This window comes from Mycobacterium sp. ML4, from assembly GCF_054515735.1.
This window is the reverse complement of sequence record NZ_JBTNSY010000009.1, coordinates 168,689-185,960: the sequence shown is the minus strand read 5'-3', so window position 1 is coordinate 185,960 and position 17,272 is coordinate 168,689. Positions and strand designations below refer to the sequence as shown.

Genomic DNA, 17,272 nt, shown 5'->3' with positions numbered 1-17,272 from the left:
CGACGTCGCGGTGCTTGTTCCCAGTCGTTCAGAGCAGGCCTGGTTTCGCCGTGGGATCCCGGTATGCGCGCAGTTGCCTCGCCAGTTCGGCCATGATCCCGGGGTTGGCGAGGCCCGCCTGCTTGAACACCAGCTTGCCCTTCTTGAAGGCCATCAGGGTGGGCAACAACGTCACTTTGGCCGTCTCGACCAAGTCCTTCTCAGTGTCGAAGTTCACTCTGGCGTGCACGATGTCCGGGCAATTCCGGGCCGACGCGTGGTATGTGGGAGCGAAGACCTCACACGGCGCACAGAGCGGCGACCAGAAGTAGACGAACACATTGTCATTGCCCCTGACCGCCTGCCGGAAGTCGGCGGCCGTCAGATCCCTGGTCGTGGCGTCTCCCATCAGCAATAGAGAGTACGTCAACGCGAGGCGGCGGCTCGCCAGGTTCGGTTGCTGAGCAGACGCATGCCGTTGAGCGCCACCAACAGTGTGGATCCTTCGTGGCCGGCCACTCCCAGGGGGAGGGGCAGTTGCCCGAACAGATCCCACAGCACCAGTACCGTGATGAAGCTGCCCGCCAGGGCGAGGTTGACGGTCACCACGCGGCGGGCCTGCCGGGCCAGACCGATGATGGTGGGGATGGTGTGCAGTTCGTCACGGACCGTCACGGCATCGGCGGTCTGCAGCGTGAGGTCCGAGCCGGCGCCCATGGCCATCGATGTGCACGCGGCGGCCATCGCGGGAGCGTCGTTGACGCCGTCGCCGACGACCAGCACCCGGTGACCCGCGGCCTGCAGCTGGCGTACCGCCTCAACCTTCTGCTCGGGCAGCAAGGTGGCACGCACGTCGGAGATTCCGGTGTCGCGGGCAACGAGCCGGGCGGCGCGCGCGTTGTCACCGGTCAGAAGTACCGGAGGCACCGCCGTGAGTGCCGTCAGAGCCGCAACGAATTCCGCCGCGTCCGAGCGGATCTGATCGGTCATTCCGAGTAGCCCGACGGCCACCCCGTTGACCACGACGACGGCGGCCGTGGCACCGGCATCGAGGATCGGCGCCAGTTCGGCCGGCGGGATCCCGCGGAAACTGCGCGGACTGCAGACCTCGACGAAATCGCGACCGACGCAGGCGCGCACGCCGTGGCCCGGCACCGCGCGGAAGTCCTCCGCGGCGGGAATGGCGACACCGCGCCGCCGGGCTTCGGCCGCGATCGCCCTGCCCAGCGGATGTTCGCTGAATTGCTCTGCGGCAGCTGCCAATTCGATCAGCCGCGACCCGTCAACCAGGTCCGGCCGCAGCGCTTCGATCACCGTCAGACGCGGCAGCCCACAGGTCAGCGTGCCCGTCTTGTCCAGCGCGACGACGCTGGTATCGGCGAGGTGTTCGACGACGACCGCGGATTTCAGCAGGATCCCGTGCCGCCCCGCGTTGGCGATCACCGAGAGCAGCGGCGGCATGGTGGCCAGGACCACCGCGCACGGCGAGGCCACGATCATGAACGTCATGGCGCGCAACAGAGTCGGCTGCACCGCAGCCCCCAGCATCAACGGAATCGCAATCAGCGCAAGTGTTGCGGCCACCATGGCCACCGAGTAGCGCTGTTCGAATTTCTCAATGAACAGTTGGGTTTTGGCCTTGGTCGCCGAAGCGTCGGATACCAACTCGATGATCCGGGCGACCACGGTTTGCGAGGGGTCGCGGGTAACGACGAGGTGCAGCACCCCTGACCCGTTGACGGTGCCGGCGAAGACCTCGTCGCCGGCGGATCGGGCGATCGGCATCGATTCGCCGGTGATGGAACACTGGTCGACGTCGGACTCGCCGCAAAGCACCACACCGTCGGCCGGTATCCGTTCTCCCGGCCGCACCAGCACCGGGTCGCCGACCACCAGGTCGGCCGCGGGCACCAGCCGTTCGGAACCGTCTGCGTCGACGAGGACGGCCTGATCCGGCGCCAGGTCCATCAGCCCCTTGACCGAGTCCTCGGTGTGCTTGGTCGCTACCTCGTCGAGTGCACCCGACGTCGCGAAAATCACGATGAGCAACGCTCCGTCGAAGATCTGCCCGATCGCTACCGCCCCGATCGCGGCGACGATCATCAGCAGGTCCACGTCGAGCGTCCTGTTTCGCAGCGCCCGCACGCCTGCCCACGCCGAGCCCCAGCCGCCGGACAGATAGCACGCCAGATACAACGCCCACCAGACAGGCTGCGGCGCGGCCTCGAGTTGAGCCGCCAAACCGGCCGAAAACAGCATCAGTGCGACGGTTGCCCAGCGCACCGACGTCACCGACCAGAGCACCGCAGCCCAGCTCAGGCGGCGCGCAGCGGCGGCGGGCACGCGGTCGAAGGACGCCTCGGGAGCAGTCACTCCGAAAGCGGTCAGGGTCATTCGGGCGGCCTCACAGGAAAGTGGAAGTGCGTCAGGATGCACCGAGTGTATTGAGACAGGCCCTGCCGAAGGTCTCGGTTTGGTTCCGTTCTGTCATTGAATTGGCTTATCGCACTTCGGTATACGGAACATGGCGACGCCTCGGGAGGCGGGATTGCGGGGCTGCGCGCGCCCGCTGCGGACAATGAGCGAATTCTTTTGGCGGACCATTCAAATTCGGCTCGAAATTGGATTGAGAAAGACGTCGGAAAACGATTCACCTCTGCCGAATCGCGATACGATTCTCTGGTCGCCGGCTCATGGCAGTGGAGGTGCGAGATGTCTTATGTGGTCGCTAACACCGATTTCGTGTCGCAAGCCGCAGGCAATCTGGCCCGCGTCGGCTCGGCGATCAGCGACGCCAATAAGGCGGCGGCCGCACAGACCATGGCCGTCACGGCCGCAGGGGCCGACGAAGTGTCCGCCGCGGTCGCAGCGGTCTTCGGCGCGCACGCTCAGGCGTATCAGACGCTGAGCACCGGCGCGACCGCGTTCCACCAGCAATTCGTGCAACTCATGGCCGGCGGGGCGCAGCAGTACGCCCTCGCGGAGGCGACGAACTTCGGTCCTTTGCAGCCGATCGCCGACTTGATCAACGCACCCACCAACGCGCTGCTGGGCCGGCCGCTGATCGGCAACGGCGCCGACGGGACCGCGGCCAACCCCAACGGTCAGGCCGGCGGCCTTCTGATCGGCGACGGCGGCAGGGGATTCTCAACGGCCGTCGCGGGTGTTGCCGGCGGCAATGGCGGGTCGGCGGGCCTGCTCGGTAACGGCGGCGCAGGCGGTAGCGGCGGGGCCGGCGGGGCGGGCGGGGCCGGCGGCGCCGGCGGCTGGCTGTTCGGCAACGCCGGCGGCGGCGGCAACAGCGGAGGCAATGCCCCCGGTGGCGCGGGCGGCACGGCCTTCCTGCTCGGCAACGGCGGCACCGGTGGCAATAGTGCCAACGGTGGCGGCATTGGCGGCGCCGGCGGCAACGGCGGGATTTTCTACGGCAATGGCGGCAGCGGTGGCACCAGCTTCCTCGGCGGCGGTGGTGCCGGCGGCAGGGCGTACCTATTCGGTGCCGGCGGCAACGGCGGAGACGCCCTTTCCGCGGCGACCGCCGGCAACGGCGGCCAGGCCGGACTTCTGTTCGGCAGCGCCGGCTTCGGCGGCGCCGGATTCAGCAACGCCAACGGGGGTGACGGCGGCGACGGCGGCTTGTTCTTCGGCGGTGGAGACGGCGGCCACGCGGGCGGGCTGGCGGGTAGCCGCGGCGGTAACGGGGGCAATGCCCTCCTGATCGGCAACGGCGGAGCCGGCGGCGGCGGCGGGGCGCTCGGCACGCCGGGCATCGGCGGCAGAGGCGGGCTGCTGTTCGGTCAACGCGGCCTGAACGGCACGTAACCGCAGCAGGTCACTGCCTCCTCCCGCTGGTTACGGTTGCGTACGTTTTCCCCCAGCAGCAAGACTGTGCCCGATCATCGGGCCGATCAGTCTGAGTGGAAGGAACCACATTGGGGCATTACATCGCCAACGTGCGCGACCTCGAGTTCAACCTGTTCGAGGTTCTTGACATCAGCGCCGTTCTGGGCAGCGGAAAGTACGCCGACCTCGACGAGGACACCGTGCGTACGATCCTGTCGGAGGCCGCCCGGCTGGCCGAAGGCCCGGTAGCCGAGTCCTTCGCGTTCGCCGACCGCAACCCGCCGGTGTTCGACCCGGCGACCCACACCATCAGCGTCGCACCGGAACTGGTCAAAACGGTGCAGGCGATCAAAGACGCCGAATGGTGGCGGCTGGGCCTGGCCGAGGAGATCGGCGGCATGGCCGCGCCCCCACCGCTCACCTGGGCGGTCAACGAGATGATCTACTGCGCCAACCCGTCGGTCTGCTTCTTCAACCTGGGTCCGGTGATGGCACAGTCGTTGTTCGTCGAGGGCAACGATGAGCAGAAGCGTTGGGCCGCAATGGGAATCGAGCGCGGCTGGCAGGCCACGATGGTGCTCACCGAGCCCGACGCCGGCTCTGATGTGGGCGCCGGCCGCGCCAAGGCGATCGAACAACCCGACGGCACTTGGCATATCGAGGGCGTCAAGCGGTTCATCTCCGGCGGCGACGTCGGCGAGACCACCGAGAACATTTTCCACCTGGTGCTGGCCCGGCCCGAGGGCGCCGGTCCCGGCACCAAAGGGTTGAGCCTGTTCTACGTCCCGAACTTCCTTTTCGACCCGGACACCGGGGAACTCGGTGCGCGCAATGGGGTTTACGTCACCGGGCTGGAACACAAGATGGGCCTGAAGTCCTCCCCCACCTGCGAGTTGACCTTCGGTGCCACCGACGTGCCGGCGGTCGGGTATCTGGTGGGCGGAGTCCATAACGGGATCGCGCAGATGTTCACCGTAATCGAGAACGCGCGCATGACGATTGGGGTCAAGTCCACGGGAACCTTGTCCACCGGGTACCTCAACGCACTCGCCTATGCCAAGGAACGGGTGCAGGGTGCCGACCTCACCCAGATGACGGACAAGACCGCGCCGCGGGTCACGATCATGCACCATCCAGATGTGCGTCGCAGCTTGATGACCCAGAAGGCCTACGCCGAGGGGCTGCGGGCACTGTACCTGTACGCCGCCGCACATCAGGACGATGTTGTGGCACAGCATGTTTCAGGTGCCGACCACGACCTGGCGCACCGTGTCGACGATTTGCTGCTGCCCATCGTCAAGGGCGTGGGCTCCGAGCGGGCGTATGAGGTGCTGACCGAGTCGCTGCAGACGCTGGGCGGTTCGGGCTTTCTGACGGACTACCCGATCGAGCAGTACATCCGCGATTCCAAGATCGATTCGCTCTATGAGGGCACCACCGCGATCCAGGCGATGGACTTCTTCTTCCGCAAGATTGTGCGCGACCACGGCCAGGCATTTCAGCACGTGACGACTCAGATCAACAAGACCATCGAAACCACCACGGAATCGTTGAAGGACCACGCCGAGTTGCTGCAGGCTGCGGTCGAAGACGTCACCGGCATGACGGGTGCGTTGATGGGATATCTGATGTCGGCGGCTCAACATTCCACTGACATCTACAAAGTCGGCCTCGGGTCGGTGCGGTACCTGCTCGCCGTCGGCGATCTGCTGATCGGCTGGCAACTGCTGGTGCAGGCGAACGTGGCCGCAGCCGCGCTGGCGGGCGAACCGTCGGCGCAGGACAAGGCCTTTTATCAGGGGAAGGTGGCGGTCTCGGCGTTCTTCGCCAAGAACATGCTGCCGAAGCTGTCCGGGATGCGTGCCGTCCTGGAGAACATCGACGACGACATCATGCGCGTTTCCGAAGACGTGTTCTGAGACTCCCGGCGCTGAAATGGCACGGAGGTAGCAGCTATGCCTTATGTGACGGCAGTGCCGGACGCGCTGACGGCGACGGCGACGAACTTGACCGGCATCGGTTCGGCGATAACGACGGCCAACGCCGCGGCGGCGGCTTCCACCACCGGGGTGCTGGCGGCGGGTGCTGACGAGGTGTCGGCGGCGATCGCGGCCCTTTTCTCCGGCCACGCCCAGGCCTATCAGGCGTTCAGCGCGCAGGCGGCAGTGTTTCACCAACAGTTCGAGCGGTTGTTGAACACCGCCGGCACGTGGTACGCCGCCGCCGAGGCGGCTAACGTCTCGCCGCTGCAGGTCGCGGAGCAGCAACTGCTCGATGCGGTCAACGCACCCACTCAAGCTCTCTTGGGCCGTCCGCTGATCGGCAACGGCGCGAACGCTCCGGCGGGAAGCGGCCTGCCTGGCGGACCAGGAGGTCTGCTGTACGGCAACGGCGGAGACGGCGGGTCGGGCGGGACCGGTCGGCCCGGGGGGTCCGGTGGTGAGGCGGGCTTGATTGGAAATGGCGGCAGGGGTGGCGACGGCGGAACCGCTGTCACCGGACAGATAGGTCAGGCCGGTGGAAGGGGCGGCAACGGTGGGCTGCTCTACGGCTCGGGCGGCGCGGGCGGCAACGGCAGCGCCGGCCCCGTCAGCACCGGCGCGCCCGGCGGAGCGGGTGGGGCGGGCGGCCAGGCCGGGCTGATCGGCATGGGCGGTGCTGGTGGGACTGGTGGCGCGGGCTCGGCCAGCGGCACCGGCGGAGCCGGCGGCTCCGGCGGTAACGGTGGGTGGCTGTACGGCAGCGGTGGTGTCGGCGCGGCCGGCGGAGACGGTGGAGCATCCAGCGGCGACTTGGCGGGCGGAGCCGGTGGCGCCGGTGGAGCCGGCGGCAACGCCGGGCTGATCGGCAACGGTGCGGTCGGCGGACGCGGGGGGGCCGGTGCGACGGCAGACGCCACCAGTATCAACGCCGGCGCCGTGGGCGGGGCCGGCGGCGGCGGCGGGAACGGCGGCCACGGCGGCTGGCTGTACGGCGCCGGCGCCGCGGGCGGAGATGGCGGAGGCGGCGGTGACGGCACAGGCGCCGGCACCGGGGTCGGCGGGGCCGGCGGAGCCGGCGGGGCCGGAGGCAACGCCGGGCTGATCGGCCAGGGCGCCGGTGCCGGCGCCGGCGGCAAGGGCGGCACCGGCAAGGGGGTTGGCGGAGCCACGGCGGTCGGCTACGGCGGGTCCGGCGGGTCCGGCGGCACCGGTGGTACCGGCGGGTGGCTGTACGGTGCCGGTGCAACCGGCGGGGTCGGGGGCGTGGGTGGCACCGGCACCGGCACCGGCGGTGCGGCCAACGGCAGCGAGGGCGGCACCGGGGGAGCCGGCGGCGCCGGCGGCCGCGCCCTGCTGCTCGGTGATGGCGGCGCCGGTGGGCAAGGCGGCGGCGGCGGTAACGGCGGTTCCGGCACCGGCGGGGCGGGTGGCGTGGGTGGCGACGCCGGACTGATCGGCAACGGCGGCGTCGGCGGGCTTGGTGGCCCCGGGCGTTTCTTTGGCCCCATTGGCGGGGTGGGGGGCAACGGCGGGGCCGGCGGTAACGGCGGCTGGTGGTACGGCTCCGGCGGCGCCGGAGGGGCCGGCGGAGCGGGTAGCGATGGCTTCGATTTGGGCGGGGCCGGCGGGGCGGGCGGCAGCGGCGGCAACAGCCGGCTGATCGGCAACGGCGGGACTGGCGGGCACGGCGGCGCCGGCGGGACAGGTGCATTGATCGACGGCGCGGACGGGCCTGGCGGCGTCGGCGGCGCGGGCGGGCAGCTGTTCGGCACGGACGGGGCCAACGGCACGCCGTAAGCAGCTGATCACGACGCAAAGCGGAACTGTCACCGCGGAATTCGCCGGAGCGTCGCAGACGGCGACCGTCTCGGACACCGCTACGCCGCACAGGGCAATGCATAACCGTCCGCGGCAGCGCAGACAACGGCGCACTATTGTCTGCGGTTGCTTTAGGGTGTGTCTGATTGTTCCCGGTTAAGGATCCGCGGTTGTGCCGGCCTGACTGGCGGCCATGTGCTGCGTTTGCATTCCTGTTAACTTGGTGCCGAAAAGGGTTCACCGGGCTGCACGCTAGCGTTGGTGGTGCGATCATCGTTTTGTGGTAAGTGATGTCGATATCGCTCAAGCGCGTGTACTCATTGCGGCGTTGGAGGAACAGATCGTCACCATGTCGAGTCGTCAGGCGGAGGTTCGCGAGACAATCGGCCGCCGGTACCGTCATCAGACCCCACGGCTTGGCGTGTTACGTCGGGAAGAGGCTCAACTCTCAGACGACATTACGAAGGCACGATCGTTGATTGATCGCTTGCGCCGCCGCTATCGTGTGGATGAAATAGGTCCTCAGGATGAAACAAGTCCTCAGGACCTACGGGCAGTCACACTCCCAGGCCGCAGCCCAGGATTCGTCGGCGTCCAGAAATAGTCTCAGGATCAACTTCCCTCGAATTGGGCCTCGAGCAGGGGTCCGGACACGTCCCATTTAGTGCGTGCGAACACGCTCCCGGCAGGTGAAGCCTTATACCGTGAAGCCGAGGGCACGCAACTGCTCGCGGCCGTCCTCGGTGATCTTGTCCGGGCCCCACGGCGGGTTCCAGACCCAATTGATCTTGATCTCATCGACCAGGCCGCTGCCCACCAACGCCGAACGCGACTGGTCCTCGATGACATCAGTCAGCGGGCATGCCGCCGATGTCAGCGTCATGTCGACCAGGGCGATCGTTCCCGCTTCGCCCTGCTCGAGGTTCAAGCCGTAGACGAGGCCGAGGTCAACGACGTTGATCCCCAATTCCGGGTCGACGACGTCGCGCATCGCCTCTTCGACGTCGGCGAGCAGTTCCTCGTCGGATGCGGTGGTTTCGCTCATTGTGCAACCTCCTCAAAGGACGCGTGGGCCTGCGCCAGCGCGTCCTTGAACGCCATCCAGCCCAGCAGCGCGCATTTCACGCGCGCCGGATATTTGGCCACTCCTGCGAACGCTACTCCGTCGCCCAGCACCTGCTCGTCGCCTTGCACGCTCCCGCGCGAGGAGACCATCTCGATGAAGGCGTCGAGAGTCTTGAGTGCCTGCGGCACGCTCTGCCCGATCATCTGTTCGGTCAGCACCGACGTCGATGCCTGGCTGATCGAACAACCCTGCCCGTCGTAAGAGATGTCGGCGACGGTCTGACCGTCTTCAGAGAGGTTGACACGCAGCGTGACCTCATCACCGCAGACCGGGTTGACGTGAAACACCTGGGCGCCGAACGGTTCCCGCAGTCCGCGGTGATGTGGGTGCTTGTAGTGGTCCAGGATCACGTCCTGGTACATCTGCTCGAGACGCAACGTCAGTCTCTCCCGAAGAATTCCAGAGACCGTCGCACGCCGGCGATCAGTCGGTCGACCTCTTCGTCGGTGTTGTACAGCGCGAACGAAGCCCGCGCGGTAGCCGCCAGACCGAATCGCCGGTGCAGCGGCAATGCACAGTGATGTCCGACGCGCACGGCCACACCCTCATCGTCGAGCACCTGGCCGACGTCATGCGCGTGTACGCCGTCGACGATGAAGGAGACCGGCGATCCGCGGTTCTCCATCGAGGTGGGCCCGACGATGCGCACGCCCTCGATACCGGACAGACCCTTGATGGTCTTGGCGACCAAGTCGTATTCGTGCGCCTCAACGGCTTCCATGCCGACTTCGTCCAGATAGCGTGCGGCAGCGGCCAGTCCGACCACCTGCGACGTCATCGGGGTGCCGGCTTCGAAGCGCTGCGGGGCCGGCGCGTAGGTGGAGCTCTCCATGGCGACGGTTTCGATCATCGACCCGCCGGTGAGAAAAGGCGGCATCTTGTTCAGCAACTCGCCGCGGGCGTAGAGGACGCCGATCCCGTTGGGCCCCAGCATTTTGTGCCCGGAGAATGCGGCGAAGTCGACGCCGAGTACGTGGAAGTCGACCGGTTGGTGCGGCACCGACTGGCAGGCGTCCAGCACCGTCAAGGCGCCGACGGCCTTCGCCCGCCCGACTAGTTCGCCTACCGGCGCCAGCGCACCGGTGACGTTGGAATGATGGCTGAAGGCAACGACTTTGACGTTCTCGTCGAGCTGCAGTGAATCCGGGTCAATGCGACCGTCTCCGGTCACGCCGAACCACTTGAGGGTGGCGCCGGTGCGCCGGGCCAGTTCCTGCCAGGGAACTAGGTTTGCGTGGTGCTCGAGTTCGGTGGTGACAATCACGTCGCCCGGACCGACCGCACCCTTCAAACGGCTGTCCCCCAACACATACGACACCAGGTTGAGCGATTCGGTGGCGTTCTTGGTGAACACCAGTTCGCCGGGATCGGCACCGACGAAGCCGGCGATGTCCGCGCGGCCCTGCTCGTAAGCGTCGGTGGCTTCCTCCATCAGCTGATGCGCGCCACGGTGCACCCCGCCGTTGGAGGTGAGCAGAAATTCCCGCTCGGCGTCGAGCACCTGCAGGGGGCGCTGCGAGGTCGCGCCGGAATCCAGGTACGCCAACTGTTTTCCGCTGCGCATGATGCGCTTGAGGATGGGAAAGTCCGCGCGGATCGCCGTGAGATCCAACATGGTCAGGCTCCAGCGGTCGCCGCTTGGGTAAAGCGCACGTAGCCGTTCTGCTCGAGTTCGTCGGCAAGCTCGGAACCACCGGATTCGGCGATGCGCCCGCCGACGAAGACGTGCACAAACTCCGGGTGGATGTAGCGAAGGATCCGGGTGTAGTGCGTGATCAGCAGAATGCCGCCGTTCTCGGCTTCGGCGTATCGGTTCACGCCCTCGCTGACCACGCGCAGCGCGTCGACGTCCAGGCCGGAGTCGGTTTCGTCGAGGATGGCAATCCTGGGCTTGAGCAACTCGAGCTGCAGGATCTCGTGCCGCTTCTTCTCACCGCCGGAGAACCCTTCGTTGACGTTGCGCTCGGCGAACGCGGGGTCGATTTCCAGGGCGGACATCGCGGCCTTGACCTCTTTGACCCAGTGCCGCAGCTTGGGCGCCTCGCCGCGGATGGCGGTGGCGGCCGAGCGCAGGAAATTGGACACCGAGACGCCGGGCACCTCGACGGGGTACTGCATGGCCAGGAACAGCCCGGCCCGCGCCCGCTCGTCAACGCTCATCGCCAGCACGTCTTCGCCGTCCAGCGTGATCGAGCCCGAGGTGACGACGTACTTGGGGTGTCCGGCGATCGCGTAGGACAGCGTCGATTTCCCGGAACCGTTGGGCCCCATCAGCGCATGCTTTTCGCCGGATTTCACGGTCAGGTCGACACCCTTGAGGATCGGGATCTCGCCTTCGCCGTCGCCGCCACTCGGGTTGACGACGCTGACGTGCAGGTCTCTGATTTCCAGGATTGTCATGCGGTTGTTGCCTTCTCCGTCATTTCCAGTTCGTGTTCGATAGCCGCGGTGAGACGCTCCCGCACTTCGGGCACCGCAATCTTGGCGATGATCTCGCCGAAGAAGCCGCGAATCACCAGCCGGCGGGCCTGCTCTTCGGGGATGCCGCGGGAGCGCAGATAGAACAGTTGCTCATCGTCGAAACGCCCGGTGGCACTGGCGTGTCCGGCACCGGCGATCTCGCCGGTCTCAATCTCCAGGTTGGGTACCGAGTCAGCGCGCGCGCCGTCGGTCAGCACCAGGTTGCGGTTCATCTCGAAAGTGTCGGTGCCCGTGGCCTCGGCGCGAATCAGCACGTCGCCGATCCACACCGTGTGCGCGTCGGGCAGCTTGGACGATGGATCTCCTTGCAGCGCACCCTTATACAGCACGTTGGACTTGCAGTCCGGCTGCGCGTGATCCACCAGCAACCGCGATTCGAGGTGCTGGCCGTCGTCGGCGAAGTACAGGCCGAGCAATTCGGCGTCTCCACCCGGTCCGGCGAACCTCACGTTCGCGCTCATCCGCACCACCTCGCCCCCCAGCGTGACGGTGACGTGGCGCAACACCGCGTCCTTACCCAGCCGGGCGTGGTGGGCGCTGACGTGCACGGTGTCGTCGGCCCAGTCGGCGATCCAGATGACGGTGAGCCGGGCGGCGTCACCGACGACGAATTCGACATTGTCGGCGTAGGTTCCGCTGCCCCGGTGGTCGATGACGACCACCGCCTCACCGAGTTCTTCGACCCGGATCTGCAGGTGCCCGTAGCCGGTTGCACCCTGGCCCGGTCCGGCAACGGTGATGTTGATCGGGTCGCCGACCGGGATGTCGCGTCCGACAGTGACCAGCGTCGCCGCGTTGAACGACGAAAAGGCTTGGGCCGCAACGCGGTCAGCGGGAACACCGCCTTGCCCAAGGCGTTCGTCGCCGCGGCGCACCGTCTCCACCGTGACGCCGTCCCGCTCGGTGACCGTGATGGTGGCCGCGCCGGTGGCTGCCGCGCTGCCATCGTGCAAGCCGCGCAGGCGCTTCAGCGGGGTGAACCGCCAGAGTTCGTCGCGACCATGCGGTACTTCGAACGCGTCGACATCGAAGGAGGCGAACAACTCCCCCTTGTTCAGCGATGCGGTCATCCGACTCTCATCCTACGGAGCCCTCCATCTGCAACTCGATCAGCCGGTTGAGCTCCAGCGCATACTCCATCGGCAGCTCTTTGGCGATCGGCTCGACGAATCCGCGCACCACCATCGCCATGGCCTCGTCCTCGGTCATGCCGCGGCTCATCAGATAGAACAGCTGGTTCTCGCTGACCTTGGAGACGGTGGCCTCGTGGCCCATCGTGACGTCGTCCTCGCGGATGTCGACGTAGGGGTAGGTGTCGCTGCGGCTGATCGTATCGACCAGCAGCGCATCGCATTTCACGCTCGACTTGGAGCCGTGCGCACCCTTGTTCACCTGAACCAGGCCGCGGTAGGAGGTGCGACCGCCGCCCCGCGCCACCGACTTGGACACGATGTTGCTCGACGTGTTCGGTGCCAGGTGCAGCATCTTGGCGCCGGTGTCCTGGTGCTGGTCCTCGCCCGCGAAGGCGACCGACAACACCTCGCCCTTGGCGTGCTCGCCGGTCATCCAGACCGCCGGGTACTTCATGGTCACCTTGGATCCGATGTTGCCGTCGACCCACTCCATGGTGGCGCCGGCCTCGGCCCGGGCCCGCTTGGTGACCAGGTTGTAGACGTTGTTCGACCAGTTCTGGATGGTCGTGTAACGGCAACGGCCACCGGGCTTCACGATGATCTCCACCACCGCGGAGTGCAGGGAGTCCGATTTGTAGATCGGCGCCGTACAGCCCTCGATGTAGTGCACGTACGCGTTTTCGTCGACGATGATCAGCGTCCGCTCGAACTGGCCCATGTTCTCGGTGTTGATCCGGAAATAGGCTTGCAGCGGGATGTCGACGTGCACGCCCGGCGGCACATAGATGAAGCTGCCACCCGACCACACCGCCGTGTTGAGTGCGGAGAACTTGTTGTCCCCCGCCGGAATCACGGTGCCGAAGTACTTCTTGAAGACGTCCGGGTGCTCCCGCAGCGCTGTGTCGGTGTCCAGGAAGATGACGCCCTGCTTCTCGAGATCCTCACGGATGGAGTGGTAGACGACCTCAGACTCGTACTGGGCGGCGACACCGGAGACCAGCCGCTGCTTCTCGGCCTCCGGGATGCCCAGCTTGTCGTAGGTGTTCTTGATGTCCGCGGGCAGATCGTCCCAGGTCGCGGCCTGTTTCTCGCTGGAGCGCACGAAGTACTTGATGTTGTCGAAGTCAATGCCCTCGAGGTTGGAGCCCCAGTTCGGCATGGGTTTCTTGTCGAAGATGTTCAGCGCCTTGAGCCGAATGTTCAGCATCCACTCCGGCTCGCTCTTCTTCGCCGAGATGTCACGCACGACCGCCTCGGACAATCCGCGCTGCGCGCTGGCGCCCGCGACGTCCGAGTCGGCCCAGCCGTAGCCGTACCTGCCCAGCGACTCGATGGTCTGCTCCTGGGTGAGTGGCTCGACGGTCCGTGCAGCTTCGAGTGTCATGAGGACTCTCCCTTGTTGCGTGTTGCGGTGGGGCGCGGGCTGGGCGCCGGGGCCAGGGGTACGTGCGTGGTGCAGGCACAGTCGCCGTTGACTATCGTCGCCAACAGCTGCACGTGAGACCCGAGCACCTCGGCCATGGCCTGCTGTTCGGCTTCGCACAACTCCGGGAATTCCTCGGCGACATGAGAGACCGGGCAGTGATGCTGGCAGATTTGCACACCGTGGATCGGGCCACCCACCCGGGTGGTGGTGGCTACGTAACCGGCTTTGGTCAACGCCTGCGCTATCCGGTCGGCGGTCGCTTCGACCGCATCCTCGTCGGGGCCGTCGGCTGCCTGCACCCCGGAAAGAATCGCGTCGATGCGCCGCCGCGCAAACGTTTTCACCGCGTCCTCGCCGCCGATTTCCCGGAGTTGTCGCATGGCGGCAGAAGCCAGATCGTCGTAGGCGTGGTCGAGCTTGGCCCGCCCGGCCGAGGTCAGCCGGTAGCGCTTGGCGGGCCGTCCGCGACCCACCTGCTGCCAGGACGCCGCCGCCACCGACTCCGCGTCACCGGCGTCGATGAGCGCATCCAGGTGGCGGCGCACACCGGCGGGGGCCAGGCCCAGCCGTTCGCCGATTTCGGTCGCGGTGATCGACCCGGATTCCAGCAGCAGGCGCACGATGGCGCGCCGGGTGTGGCCATCCGAGCCGACGGCACCGGCCGCGGGCACGGCAGCCGGCGACTCGGTTTGGATTTTCACAACACCAGTGTGTCGCAATTCCGATGATCGGTCCAGCAAGGGTGCCCTTACGTGATGAGAGGAACAATTCCAGCCGAACGTGCGGCTAGTCTGCTCTGATGGCAGCCCGCCACCACACCTTGAGCTCTTCGATCGCCAGTCTGCACGGCGACGAGCCAACGGTGGGCAAACCACTAAACGCCATCGAGCACGCCGCGATGCAGCGGACCCGGCTGTTCGGCGCGACCGGCACCGTCTTGATGGCGATCGGCGCACTCGGCGACGGGGCCAGGCCGGTGGTCCAGGACCCGACCTTCGGGGTGCGGCTGCTCAATTTGCCGTCGCGCATCCAGACGGTGTCGTTGACCATGACCACCACCGGCGCGGTAATGATGGCGCTGGCGTGGCTGATGCTCGGCCGGTTCGTGTCCGGCAAACGGCGGATGTCGCGCGGCGAACTGGATCGCACGCTGATGCTGTGGATGTTACCCCTGCTGATCGCACCGCCGATGTACAGCAAAGATGTCTATTCCTACCTGGCGCAGAGCCAGATCTCCCTGGAGGGACTCGACCCGTATCGGGTGGGGCCGGCCTCCGGCCTGGGCCTGGGTCATGTTTTCACGCTGTCGGTGCCCAGTCTGTGGCGGGAGACCCCGGCGCCCTACGGGCCGCTGTTCCTGTGGATCGGACGTGGCATCTCGGCACTCACCGGAGAAAACATCGTCGCCGCGGTGTTGTGCCACCGACTGGTGGTGCTGTTCGGTGTGGCGCTGATCGTGTGGGCCACCCCGCGCCTGGCACGGCGGTGTGGGGTGGCCGAGGTCAGTGCGTTGTGGCTGGGCGCGGCGAATCCGCTGCTGTTCATGCACTTGGTCGCGGGTATCCACAATGAGGCGCTGATGCTCGGGCTGATGCTGACCGGCGTCGAATTCGCCCTTCGCGGCATCAATTCGGACCGCCCGCTGAAGCCTGCATCGTGGCGGATCGGCCCGGACTGGCAACCACTGGGGCTGCTGCTGGCCGGCGCAATCCTCATCGTGCTTTCGTCGCAGGTCAAGCTGCCGTCATTGCTTGCGCTGGGTTTCGTCACGATGGCGCTGGCCTACCGCTGCGGCGGCACGATCAAGGCGTTCGTGCTGTCCGGGACGGCGATGGCGGCGCTGTCGTTGGCGGTCATGGGCATCGTCGGCTGGGCCAGCGGGCTCGGATTCGGCTGGATCTTCACCCTGGGCACCGCCAATGTGGTGCGCAGCTGGATGTCGCCGCCGACCCTGCTGGCGCTAGGCACCGGGCAAGTGGGCATTCTGCTCGGTCTCGGCGACCACACCACGGCAGTGTTGGCCCTGACGCGTGCCATCGGTGTGCTGATCATCATGGTGATGGTCTGCTGGCTGTTGATCGCCGTGTTCCGTGGCCGGCTGCACCCGATCGGCGGCCTGGGCGTCGCGCTGGGCCTCACGGTGCTGCTCTTCCCCGTCGTACAGCCCTGGTATTTGCTGTGGGCCATCATCCCGCTGGCCGCCTGGGCGACCCGGACCAAGTTCCGGGCCGCGGCGATCATCGTCACCCTCATCGTCGGCATCTTCGGCCCGACCGCCAACGGCGACCGCTTCGCGCTGTTCCAGATTGTCGACGCCACCCTGGCCAGTGCCTTCATCGTCGTCGTCCTCATCGCGCTGACCTACCACCGACTGCCGTGGCAACCCCTGCCGGAAGAGGATCCGGCGCCGGAGATGGTCGTGACACCGGTCACTGCAACCGCCACCCCGTCCCCCGAAGCGGTACCCGACGCCTACGCTGATTCCACGTGAGCTCAGTCCCCCAGCACCGCGACATCGCGGTACGACTGCGCGGGGTATGCAAGCAGTACGGATCCGTGAAGGCCGTGTCGAGTCTCGATCTCGAGGTGCATACCGCCGAGGTATTTGCGCTGTTGGGTCCCAACGGCGCCGGAAAGACCACCACCGTCGAGATGTGCGAGGGCTTCATCCGCCCGGATACCGGCAGCATCGAGGTGCTGGGGCTCGACCCGATCGCCGAGAACGCGCGCTTGCGACCCCGCATCGGCGTGATGTTGCAGGGCGGTGGCGGCTACCCGGCGGCCCGCGCCGGCGAGATGCTGAACCTGGTGGCGTCCTACGCCGCCGATCCCCTGGACCCCCGTTGGCTGCTGGAAACGCTCGGCTTGACCGAGGCCGCGCGCACGACGTACCGGCGGCTCTCCGGCGGCCAGCAGCAACGGCTCGCCCTGGCATGTGCGCTGGTGGGGCGCCCCGAACTGGTTTTCCTCGACGAGCCGACCGCCGGAATGGACGCTCACGCCCGCTTGCTGGTGTGGGAGCTGATCGACGCGCTGCGCCGCGACGGCGTCACGGTGGTGCTGACCACCCATCAGCTCAAGGAGGCCGAGGAACTGGCCGACCGGCTGGTCATCATCGACCAGGGGACAACCGTCGCGGCGGGCACACCCGCGGAGTTGATGCGCAGCGGCGCCAAAGACCAGCTGCGGTTCAGTGCCCCACCGCGCCTTGACCTTTCGCTGCTGACCGCAGCGTTGCCCGAGGGCTACCGGGCCAGCGAGGTGTCACCCGGGGAGTATCTGGTGGAAGGCGCTGTGGGCCCGCAGGTGTTGGCCACGGTCACCGCGTGGTGTGCCCAGATCGACGTGCTGGCCACCGATCTGCGCGTCGAGCAACGCAGCCTCGAGGACGTCTTCCTCGATCTGACCGGCCGGAGGTTGCGATCGTGAGTGAGGCTTTCCCCGCGGGCACCTTCACGCCGGACCCGCGTCCCAGCGCAGTGCC

13 protein-coding genes and 1 pseudogene are annotated in these 17,272 nt (G+C 67.0%); 5 read left to right on the top strand and 9 right to left on the bottom strand.

The window, feature by feature from the left end:
* Window positions 1-28 precede the first annotated feature (28 nt).
* Window positions 29-388 carry a thioredoxin family protein gene (locus ACX9NE_RS12630; RefSeq protein WP_459363508.1) on the bottom strand — a complete coding sequence of 120 codons (360 nt, stop codon included), beginning with the start codon at window positions 386-388 and terminating at the stop codon, window positions 29-31.
* 17 nt (window positions 389-405) lie between these two features.
* Entirely contained in the window at window positions 406-2,373 is a 1,968-nt protein-coding gene (locus ACX9NE_RS12625) for a heavy metal translocating P-type ATPase (RefSeq protein WP_459363507.1), read from the bottom strand.
* A gap of 318 nt (window positions 2,374-2,691) precedes the next feature.
* Between ACX9NE_RS12625 and ACX9NE_RS12620 the strand changes: the two genes are divergently transcribed.
* The 3 genes from ACX9NE_RS12620 to ACX9NE_RS12610 all read left to right on the top strand — a co-directional run bounded on the left by ACX9NE_RS12620 (window position 2,692) and on the right by ACX9NE_RS12610 (window position 7,601).
* A complete protein-coding gene (locus ACX9NE_RS12620; protein ID WP_459363506.1) occupies window positions 2,692-3,801 on the top strand; it encodes a PE family protein in 1,110 nt (369 codons plus the stop codon).
* 110 nt (window positions 3,802-3,911) lie between these two features.
* Entirely contained in the window at window positions 3,912-5,741 is a 1,830-nt protein-coding gene (locus ACX9NE_RS12615; protein ID WP_459363525.1) for an acyl-CoA dehydrogenase, read from the top strand.
* Window positions 5,742-5,777: 36 nt separating this feature from the next.
* Window positions 5,778-7,601, top strand: a complete 1,824-nt coding sequence (locus tag ACX9NE_RS12610) for a PE family protein (protein ID WP_459363505.1) — start codon at window positions 5,778-5,780, stop codon at window positions 7,599-7,601.
* A gap of 718 nt (window positions 7,602-8,319) precedes the next feature.
* Here the strand turns inward: ACX9NE_RS12610 and ACX9NE_RS12605 are convergent.
* The 7 genes and pseudogenes from ACX9NE_RS12605 to ACX9NE_RS12575 all read right to left on the bottom strand — a co-directional run bounded on the left by ACX9NE_RS12605 (window position 8,320) and on the right by ACX9NE_RS12575 (window position 14,594).
* Window positions 8,320-8,667: a metal-sulfur cluster assembly factor gene (locus ACX9NE_RS12605; protein WP_459363504.1), complete on the bottom strand. Its 348-nt coding sequence runs from the start codon at window positions 8,665-8,667 to the stop codon at window positions 8,320-8,322.
* A pseudogene (gene sufU / locus ACX9NE_RS12600) lies at window positions 8,570-9,131 on the bottom strand (Fe-S cluster assembly sulfur transfer protein SufU). The gene ACX9NE_RS12605 and the pseudogene sufU overlap by 98 nt, the downstream one beginning before the upstream one ends.
* Window positions 9,128-10,363, bottom strand: a complete 1,236-nt coding sequence (locus tag ACX9NE_RS12595) for a cysteine desulfurase (protein ID WP_459363503.1) — start codon at window positions 10,361-10,363, stop codon at window positions 9,128-9,130. Before ACX9NE_RS12595 ends, sufU begins: the two are co-directional and overlap by 4 nt.
* Before the next feature lie 2 nt (window positions 10,364-10,365).
* On the bottom strand, window positions 10,366-11,148 hold the full coding sequence (gene sufC, locus ACX9NE_RS12590; RefSeq protein WP_459363502.1) for a Fe-S cluster assembly ATPase SufC: 783 nt from the start codon (window positions 11,146-11,148) through the stop codon (window positions 10,366-10,368).
* Window positions 11,145-12,299, bottom strand: coding sequence for a Fe-S cluster assembly protein SufD (gene sufD, locus ACX9NE_RS12585; protein ID WP_459363501.1), 1,155 nt, complete (start codon window positions 12,297-12,299; stop codon window positions 11,145-11,147). Before sufD ends, sufC begins: the two co-directional genes overlap by 4 nt.
* A 7-nt stretch (window positions 12,300-12,306) precedes the next feature.
* The gene (gene sufB / locus ACX9NE_RS12580) at window positions 12,307-13,746 is read right to left on the bottom strand and encodes a Fe-S cluster assembly protein SufB (RefSeq protein ID WP_459363500.1); all 1,440 of its coding nucleotides are present in this window, start codon (window positions 13,744-13,746) and stop codon (window positions 12,307-12,309) included.
* Window positions 13,743-14,594, bottom strand: a complete 852-nt coding sequence (locus tag ACX9NE_RS12575) for a helix-turn-helix transcriptional regulator (RefSeq protein WP_459363524.1) — start codon at window positions 14,592-14,594, stop codon at window positions 13,743-13,745. Before ACX9NE_RS12575 ends, sufB begins: the two co-directional genes overlap by 4 nt.
* Here ACX9NE_RS12575 and mptB point away from each other — a divergent pair.
* Both mptB and ACX9NE_RS12565 read left to right on the top strand, forming a co-directional pair.
* Window positions 14,588-16,279, top strand: a complete 1,692-nt coding sequence (gene mptB, locus ACX9NE_RS12570) for a polyprenol phosphomannose-dependent alpha 1,6 mannosyltransferase MptB (RefSeq protein ID WP_459363499.1) — start codon at window positions 14,588-14,590, stop codon at window positions 16,277-16,279. The two genes, ACX9NE_RS12575 and mptB, sit on opposite strands and share 7 nt — an antisense overlap.
* Entirely contained in the window at window positions 16,276-17,217 is a 942-nt protein-coding gene (locus ACX9NE_RS12565; RefSeq protein WP_459363498.1) for an ABC transporter ATP-binding protein, read from the top strand. The genes mptB and ACX9NE_RS12565 overlap by 4 nt, the downstream gene beginning before the upstream one ends.
* The last annotated feature ends 55 nt before the right edge of the window (window positions 17,218-17,272 follow it).